Origin of the sequence: Mesorhizobium sp. M5C.F.Ca.IN.020.32.2.1, from assembly GCF_004023105.1 — a bacterium.
Lineage (GTDB): Bacteria > Pseudomonadota > Alphaproteobacteria > Rhizobiales > Rhizobiaceae > Mesorhizobium > Mesorhizobium wenxiniae.
Genome location: NZ_RZSX01000273.1, coordinates 1 through 7,122, shown reverse-complemented (window position 1 = coordinate 7,122; position 7,122 = coordinate 1). Strand labels below are relative to the sequence as shown.

Sequence of the window (7,122 nt, the reverse complement as noted above, 5' to 3'; positions counted from 1 at the left end):
TCGCGATGCATGTCGAACAATATGCCGGATGGCACGTTGTAGGCGGCGACCGAATTGCCGCCGATCATCTTCCAGATCTGCGGCGGCTCCGAAGATGACGGGCCGGAGGGATAGGAGCCGCACAGCGTCCGCCTCAACAGGCCGGGCTTGGCCAGATGGTCGATTCCCTTGATGCCGTACATGTCGCCGGCGGCAATCGGGTGCAGCGTCGTGATGTTCTTCGGATGGCCTTCTGTCTCGAAACGCTCGCCGATGGCGGCAAGGACCGCATCCGGGCAGCCGAGACCGCTCGACGACGACACCGAAACGACCATGCCGTCCCTGATCAGGCTGGCGGCTTGCGCTGCGGACACGAGCTTGCTCACCCTGCGCCCCCGAGTTTCGGATCGATCGCGGCTGATTTGCCGGACTTGGCGGATTGCAACGCCGCTTCGGCTGATGTCAGCGACCAGACGCCGTCCTCGCCGGTGGCCGACGGCTGGCCTTCGCCACGCATCGCCGCATGGAACTGGCGCAGGGAACGGACATAGAGATCTTCGCGGTCGAAGCTCAATTCCTCCTCGCCCTTTGCCGTGCGCAGCAGCACAGAGCCGATCGGCTTCTGCGTCATCACATCCTTCGCGATCAGGGAGCCTTCGCTGCCATGCACCTCGAAGCCGGTGCCGGCGAATTTGGTAGTGAAACCCTCATGCGATTGGGCGATGACGCCCGATTTGAAGCGCCAGATGCACATGGCGCCGTCCTCCAGGCCGCCGGCGGCCATGCCTGCGGCCTGGGTGAACGCCGAAACCTCGAGCGGATCGTCGCCGAGCACGAAGCGCAGCGTATCGGCGTCGTGCACCGTAATGTCGAGCACCACGCCGCCGCCGGCTTCCGGCCTGGTGATACGCCAGCCCTGCAGATTCTCCGGCAGATAGACGGAGTGGAAGACGCGCGCGGCAATCGGTCTGCCGATGCGGCCGGCGGCGATGGCTTCGCGCATCGCCCGGTGCGAGCCGGCATTACGCAGATGGTGGTTGGTGCCGAGCACGATGCCGGCCGCTTTGGCGGCGGCGACCATTGCGCGCGCATCGGCGCTGGTCAGCGCCAACGGCTTTTCGCACAGCACATGTTTTCCCGCCCTGATGGCGGCTAGTGCCTGTTCGAGATGCAGTTCGTTGGTGGTCGAGATGTAGACGGCGTCGATGTCGGAGCCGAGTAATTCATCGAGCGTCGAGACGGCAAGCGGAATGCCGTTCTCCTTGGCATAGGAAGTGGCGCGCTCCGGGCTGGAACTCATCACCGCCGCGATCTCGCTGTTCGGTTGCGCGCGGATGGCGCTGATCATGAATTGCCTGGCGATCGTGCTTGCGCCGATCAGTCCCCATTTGACGGTCATGCCGCGTCTCCCATTCCAGCACGGCGATCAGGACCGCAACTGTCCCTGATGACAAGGTTGACGGCGCCGATATGATCCTCGGCGCGCGTGGTGCGCGACTGGATCATCTTCAGCATGACGTGGGCAGCGCGCTCGCCCAGGCCTGCCGAATCCACCGCGACGCTGGTCAGCGCCGGCATGTAATGCTGGGCTTCGATCACGTCGTCGAAGCCCACGACGGCGAAATCCGCGCCGGGCTCGAGGCCGCGCTTGCGCAGCGCCAGCATGACGCCGAAGGCGACCGCATCGTTGAAGCACAGCGCCGCGGTCGACGGCTCGGCCATCGCGAGAGCTGTTTCCAGGCAGGCAATGCCGCCCTTGCGGCTGGTTTCGCCTTCAACGACAAGTGTATCGCGTTTGGCGATGCCGAGCGCCTCACAGGCTTCGCGAAAACCGCCCAGCCGCTCGTGATAGACCACCAGGTCCGATGAGCCGCCGAAGAACGCCAGCCGGCGATGCCCTTTGCCGATCAGATGGGCGGTGGCGAGCCAGGCGCCGCGATGATTGTCGGGCGCGATCACCGGGATGCGGCTTTCGGGAAGGCGGCGCATGGTGAAGACGATCGGAAGGCCCGCCATCTCGATGCGGCGGAACGCACCGGGAGTCGTGCCTCGCGCCGGCGACACGATCAGCCCGGCGACACCTTGCTCCATCAGCGATTTCAGCACTTCTTCCTGGCGCACCGGGTTCTCCGCCGTGTTGGCGATGAACGGCACGATGCCCGCCGACTGGAAGACACGCTCCATGCCGACCGCCATTTCGGCGAAAAACGGGTTGGTGAGATCGTTGATGACCATGCCGATGACGTTGGAATGGGCCTTGCGCAGATTGGCGGCACCGCGGTTGTAGACATAGCCGACATCCTCGATCGCCTTACGGACCTTCAGCGCGGTTTCAGGCCGGATCAGATCGCTGCCCTGCAGCACGAGCGACACCGTCGACTTGGACACGCCCGCCTCGCGGGCAATGTCGAGTATCGTCGCCTTGGGCCTGCTGGCCATCCAGATCCGTCCTCCGGGTATTTTCTGGTCAGATTATTGGAACGTTCTAATTCCGGGCTGGATTTGAGTCAATCAGGATTTTCCCGAATTCAGAAAAACGAGTTCTCAGCAGTTAAAGGCCACTTTTTGGGCCTTCTCTCGCTGCAGTGCAGCATTTTTGGCGACGGTGGATTGAGAAATCGTAGAAGGTTGATTTATTGGAACGTTCCATTTATAGGTGCGATCAAGGGAGAGATCGATGGACATTGCCTTGCCCGGGGACGGCGGTCGCGGCACTCGCTACCGCCTTGTCGGCCAGCCGGCACAGCCGGTGATCGGCGCGCGGTTTTCGCGCATCGCCTATGCCGCCGCCCATGTCGTTGCCGACCCCCTCGCGATGAACGATCCGTGGTCTCATCCAGCGGTCGACTGGGAGCGCACGATGGCGTTCCGCCATCATCTGTGGCGGCTCGGCTTTCGTATCGCCGAGGCGATGGATACCGCACAGCGGGGCATGGGTTTCGACTGGACAAGCGCCAGGGAATTGATCCGCCGCTCGACCGCCGAGGCGCGAACCATAGACGGCGCCGATCTCGCGTCGGGTGCCGGAACAGACCATCTGGCGCCAGGCACCGCCAGGACGCTCGACGATGTCATCGCGGCCTATGAAGAGCAGTTCGGTTTCATCGAAGGCCTGGGCGGCAAGGCGATCATGATGGCCAGCCGCGCGCTGGCGGCTGTCGCCAAGGGTCCCGACGATTATATCAGCGTCTATGACCGCATCCTGTCTCAATCGTCAGGCAAGGTCATCCTGCACTGGCTGGGCGACATGTTCGATCCGGCGCTGAAGGGTTATTGGGGCAGCCCTGATTTCGACACCGCGCTCGACACGGTGATCGCCGTCATCGAAAGCCACGCCGGCAGGGTCGAGGGGATCAAGATATCGCTGCTCGATGCCGGCAAAGAGGTTGCCCTGCGCAACCGGCTGCCTGAAGGGGTCGTCATGTTCACCGGCGACGATTTCAACTACCCCGAGCTGATCGCCGGCGATGGCGAAAGACATTCGCACGCGCTGCTCGGGATTTTCGACGCCATCGCGCCGGTCGCCAATGCCGCGCTGGCGAGGCTGGCCGACGGCGACCGCGCCGGCTATGACGCGCTGATGGCGCCGACAGTCCCTCTGTCGAGGAAAATCTTCGAGGCGCCGACCGAGTACTACAAGGCCGGTATCGTCTTTATGGCGTGGCTGAACGGCCACCAGGACCATTTTTCGATGGTCGGCGGCATGCAATCGGCGCGCGGTATTTGCCACTACGCCGATGTGTTCCGCCTTGCCGACCAGGCCGGATTGCTGGCCGACCCGGAGCTTGCCGTCGCAAGAATGAAGAGCCTGTGCGCCGTGGCGGGTGTCTGACCGCCATACCACAAGAAGAGTTCGTCCAAGTCTCCGATTTGCCTTGTCCGGGCAAATCTGTATGCGGTATGCGTCCGAGGGCAGGACCATCCGGCGCGCCGACGCCCGTTGGTCACAGCAGCCGTTCTGCATAGGGATACGCCAATGGATTTCGACCTTCACGGCAAGCGCATTTTCGTAGCCGGGCATCGCGGCATGGTCGGCTCGGCCATCCTGCGCAGGCTGGCGGACGAGGACTGCGAGGTCCTGACCGCATCCCGCGATGAACTCGATCTCATGGATCAGGCCGGCGTTCGGCGCTGGATGGCTGGCCACAGGCCCGATGCGGTGGTGATGGCAGCGGCCAAGGTCGGCGGTATCCTGGCAAACAACAGGTTGCCGGTCGATTTTCTGCAGGACAATCTCATCATGCAGACCAATGTCATCGAGAGCGCCTTTCGCAACGAGGTGCAGAAATTACTGTTCCTCGGTTCGTCCTGCATCTATCCGAAATTTGCGGCGCAGCCGATCTCCGAGGACGCCTTGCTGACCGGTCCGCTGGAACCCACCAACGAATGGTATGCGATCGCCAAGATCGCCGGGCTGAAGCTGTGCCAGGCCTATCGGCGCCAATACGGTGTCGAGTACATCTCGGCGATGCCAACCAACCTCTATGGCCCCGGCGACAATTTCGACCTCTCCACCAGCCATGTCGTACCAGCCCTTATGCGCAAGGCGCACAAGGCCAAGCGCGCCGGCGACAAAACCCTGGAGGTCTGGGGATCTGGCACGCCGATGCGCGAGTTCCTGCATGTCGACGACGCCGCCGACGCTCTGGTCTGGCTGCTGAAAAACTATTCCGGCGACAGCCACGTCAATGTCGGCTCGGGCGAAGACATCACCATCGCCGAGCTGGCCCGCACCATGCTGTCCGTCGTCGGCGCCGAGGCGGTGCTCACATTCGATGCGACGAAGCCGGACGGCACACCGCGCAAGCTGATGGACGTGTCGCGCCTGTTTGCCACGGGCTGGCGTCCGCGATACTCGCTTCAGAGCGGATTGGAGCAGACCTATGCCTGGTTTCTCCGGCATATTGAGACGGGCGATCTCCGCCTCGGCGCGGCCTGATCTCAATCGACGCTGGTTGCTGCCAGCAGACATGACGGTTTGGGCGGTCTGTTGGCCATGGCCATTGCAAAATCGCTCGCCGAAGCATTGGCTGGGCTAAAAAATCAAGGCGTCCGATTTGGCATTCTCGAAAATGCGGCACACGCCGCCCAGCCTAGAAATGCCCGCAAGACGAGGAAATCTACGGGGCACGAGAGACGGTGGATTGTCTGGATGGTGGGCGTGACAGGGATTGAACCTGTGACCCCTGCAATGTCAATGCAGTGCTCTCCCGCTGAGCTACACGCCCATCCGAAGCCGCGCATACACCATTTTTGCCACGGCGCGTCAATAGGAGGAAAAGGGAAAGAACGGCTCGCCTTGCCGCGCCGTTGGAGACGCGCCGAAAGCCGGCAGCGGAAAGCGCGTCAGGCCGCCTGCAGCATCTTTTCGACCTCGTTGACGAGGTCGCGCAGATGGAACGGCTTCGACAGCACCTTGGCGTCTTTCGGCGCCTTGGAATCCGGATTGAGCGCAACGGCGGCGAAGCCGGTGATAAACATGACCTTGAGGTCGGGATCGATCTCGGTGGCGCGGCGGGCGAGTTCTATGCCGTCCATCTCCGGCATGACGATATCGGTCAAGAGCAGCGAGAAGGGCTCTTCGCGCAGCCGCTCATAGGCGCTGGCGCCATTGTCGAAATCGCTGACCTGGTAGCCGGCACGCTCCAGCGCCTTGACGAGGAACCGGCGCATGTCATCGTCGTCTTCCGCCAGTAGAATGCGTGCCATCTTATCCTGTCCGAATCACCCGCCCGAGACCGCCGTGGGCAGCCCGTTAACCATCCTGTATATGAGGAGGTGAGGGTAAACATCAAGTGAACGATAAAGGCCCGATCGGCCTTTAACAAAGCGGTCCGGACGCCGAAACGCTGGACATGCGGCCGGCGAGGTGGCACTTTTCCAATCATGATGCATTGGTGTTTCCGGATTCGTTCAAATTGAAAACGGCAGCCGAGGATTTTTCGGTCGTTCCCCCCTTCGAAATCCGGTCGGGCGCCGAACAGCGCGTCCCCTTCCTCTTCAACTCACCGCATAGCGGCCGTCACTATCCGGACCGGTTCCTGGCGATGGCAAGGCTGGATCGAAACGCCATCCGCCGCTCCGAAGATTGCTACGTCGACGAATTGTTCGGCGGCGCCGTCGCGCTCGGCGCGCCGATGCTGGCGGCAAACTTCCCGCGCGCCTATCTCGATGTCAACCGGGAGCCGTGGGAACTCGATCCGCGCATGTTCGCCGAACCGGTGCCGTCGTTCTGCAACATCCGCTCGGCGCGCGTAGCCGGCGGGCTTGGCACGGTGCCCAAGCTGGTGGGGGAGGGGCTCGAAATCTATGCCGGCCGCCTGCCGCTGGCGGAAGCAGTCGCGCGCATCGAGGCTGTCTACAAGCCTTATCACGAGACGCTAAAACGGCTTTTGACCAGGACCCATGCGCGGTTCGGCTTTGCCGTGCTGATCGATTGCCACTCGATGCCGGCGAGCATCAGGGTCGGCGACAGCGGTGTCAGACCCGACTTCATCGTCGGCGATCGTTTCGGCATCTCCGCCTCGGCAGCGTTGACCGAGACGGCGATCGGCCTGCTGATCGGCATGGGCTACACCGTCGCCTACAACAAACCCTATGCCGGAGGCTTCATCACCGAGCATTATGGCCGCCCCGTGCGCCATCTCCATGCACTGCAGATCGAGGTCAATCGCGGGCTTTACATGAACGAGCGGACGTTCCAGAAATCCGCCGGCTTCGATGCGCTCGCCGATGATCTGGCGCAATTCTCGGCCGACCTGATGGCGATGCCCGACCACAATTTTATCGATCTGCCGCTTGCCGCCGAATGATGCCAAGCATCGGAATCGATTTTACATGGGAATTCTGGGCCAAATAATAGGTCTTGCGCCAGATAAAGGCATCGGTATGCGGGTCGGAAAGGCGCGCGATCCGCTGGATGCCGCGCCGAAAAAAAGACCGCATCGTTTGCACGACACGGTCGAAGTCTAGGGAGGAAACGCCCAAGGAGGGCATGGACAGGAAAGCCTGTCCGAGAACAAATCTATTGTGCGATGCACAAATGTCAAGCCGTCGACCGGCGTTTTTAATTCACTATGATGTGGAAATTGGATATCGAGGGCGCTAGCGTTGCATTCGAGCAACAGTTGTCGATGCGTAAAA

General features: G+C 62.1%; 6 protein-coding genes, 1 tRNA gene and 1 pseudogene. 3 read left to right on the top strand and 5 right to left on the bottom strand.

Annotation, left to right across the window (positions count from 1 at the left end; all coding sequences use genetic code 11):
- The 3 genes and pseudogenes from EOA86_RS15575 to EOA86_RS15565 form a co-directional block, all read right to left on the bottom strand.
- Window positions 1–365, bottom strand: a pseudogene (locus tag EOA86_RS15575) (acyl CoA:acetate/3-ketoacid CoA transferase); the annotation flags it as partial.
- Window positions 362–1,378 carry a Gfo/Idh/MocA family oxidoreductase gene (locus tag EOA86_RS15570; RefSeq protein WP_127209005.1) on the bottom strand — a complete coding sequence of 339 codons (1,017 nt, stop codon included), beginning with the start codon at window positions 1,376–1,378 and terminating at the stop codon, window positions 362–364. The pseudogene EOA86_RS15575 and the gene EOA86_RS15570, both read right to left, overlap by 4 nt.
- Window positions 1,375–2,418, bottom strand: a complete 1,044-nt coding sequence (locus EOA86_RS15565; protein WP_128342435.1) for a LacI family DNA-binding transcriptional regulator — start codon at window positions 2,416–2,418, stop codon at window positions 1,375–1,377. The genes EOA86_RS15570 and EOA86_RS15565 overlap by 4 nt, the downstream gene beginning before the upstream one ends.
- A gap of 238 nt (window positions 2,419–2,656) precedes the next feature.
- Here EOA86_RS15565 and EOA86_RS15560 point away from each other — a divergent pair, with 238 nt between their 5' ends.
- Both EOA86_RS15560 and EOA86_RS15555 read left to right on the top strand, forming a co-directional pair.
- A complete protein-coding gene (locus tag EOA86_RS15560; protein WP_127209003.1) occupies window positions 2,657–3,811 on the top strand; it encodes a dihydrodipicolinate synthase family protein in 1,155 nt (384 codons plus the stop codon).
- Window positions 3,812–3,955: 144 nt separating this feature from the next.
- The gene (locus tag EOA86_RS15555) at window positions 3,956–4,918 is read left to right on the top strand and encodes a GDP-L-fucose synthase (protein WP_128342433.1); all 963 of its coding nucleotides are present in this window, start codon (window positions 3,956–3,958) and stop codon (window positions 4,916–4,918) included.
- A gap of 214 nt (window positions 4,919–5,132) precedes the next feature.
- On the opposite strand, the gene EOA86_RS15550 is transcribed toward EOA86_RS15555, so the two are convergent.
- Window positions 5,133–5,207, bottom strand: a tRNA-Val gene (locus tag EOA86_RS15550).
- Between the two features lie 118 nt (window positions 5,208–5,325).
- Window positions 5,326–5,688 carry a response regulator gene (locus tag EOA86_RS15545; protein ID WP_006199474.1) on the bottom strand — a complete coding sequence of 121 codons (363 nt, stop codon included), beginning with the start codon at window positions 5,686–5,688 and terminating at the stop codon, window positions 5,326–5,328.
- Between the two features lie 146 nt (window positions 5,689–5,834).
- On the opposite strand from EOA86_RS15545, the gene EOA86_RS15540 reads away from it, so the two are divergent.
- On the top strand, window positions 5,835–6,791 hold the full coding sequence (locus tag EOA86_RS15540) for an N-formylglutamate amidohydrolase (RefSeq protein WP_128342431.1): 957 nt from the start codon (window positions 5,835–5,837) through the stop codon (window positions 6,789–6,791).
- Window positions 6,792–7,122 lie beyond the last annotated feature (331 nt).

What these genes read in the sequence shown, in the direction of transcription:
- EOA86_RS15540 (WP_128342431.1), top strand. Translation starts at nt 5,835, where the DNA reads ATGCGGCCGGCGAGGTGGCACTTTTCCAATCATGATGCATTGGTGTTT.
- EOA86_RS15565 (WP_128342435.1), bottom strand. Translation starts at nt 2,418, where the DNA reads ATGGCCAGCAGGCCCAAGGCGACGATACTCGACATTGCCCGCGAGGCG.
- EOA86_RS15570 (WP_127209005.1), bottom strand. Translation starts at nt 1,378, where the DNA reads ATGACCGTCAAATGGGGACTGATCGGCGCAAGCACGATCGCCAGGCAA.
- EOA86_RS15560 (WP_127209003.1), top strand. Translation starts at nt 2,657, where the DNA reads ATGGACATTGCCTTGCCCGGGGACGGCGGTCGCGGCACTCGCTACCGC.
- EOA86_RS15545 (WP_006199474.1), bottom strand. Translation starts at nt 5,688, where the DNA reads ATGGCACGCATTCTACTGGCGGAAGACGACGATGACATGCGCCGGTTC.
- EOA86_RS15555 (WP_128342433.1), top strand. Translation starts at nt 3,956, where the DNA reads ATGGATTTCGACCTTCACGGCAAGCGCATTTTCGTAGCCGGGCATCGC.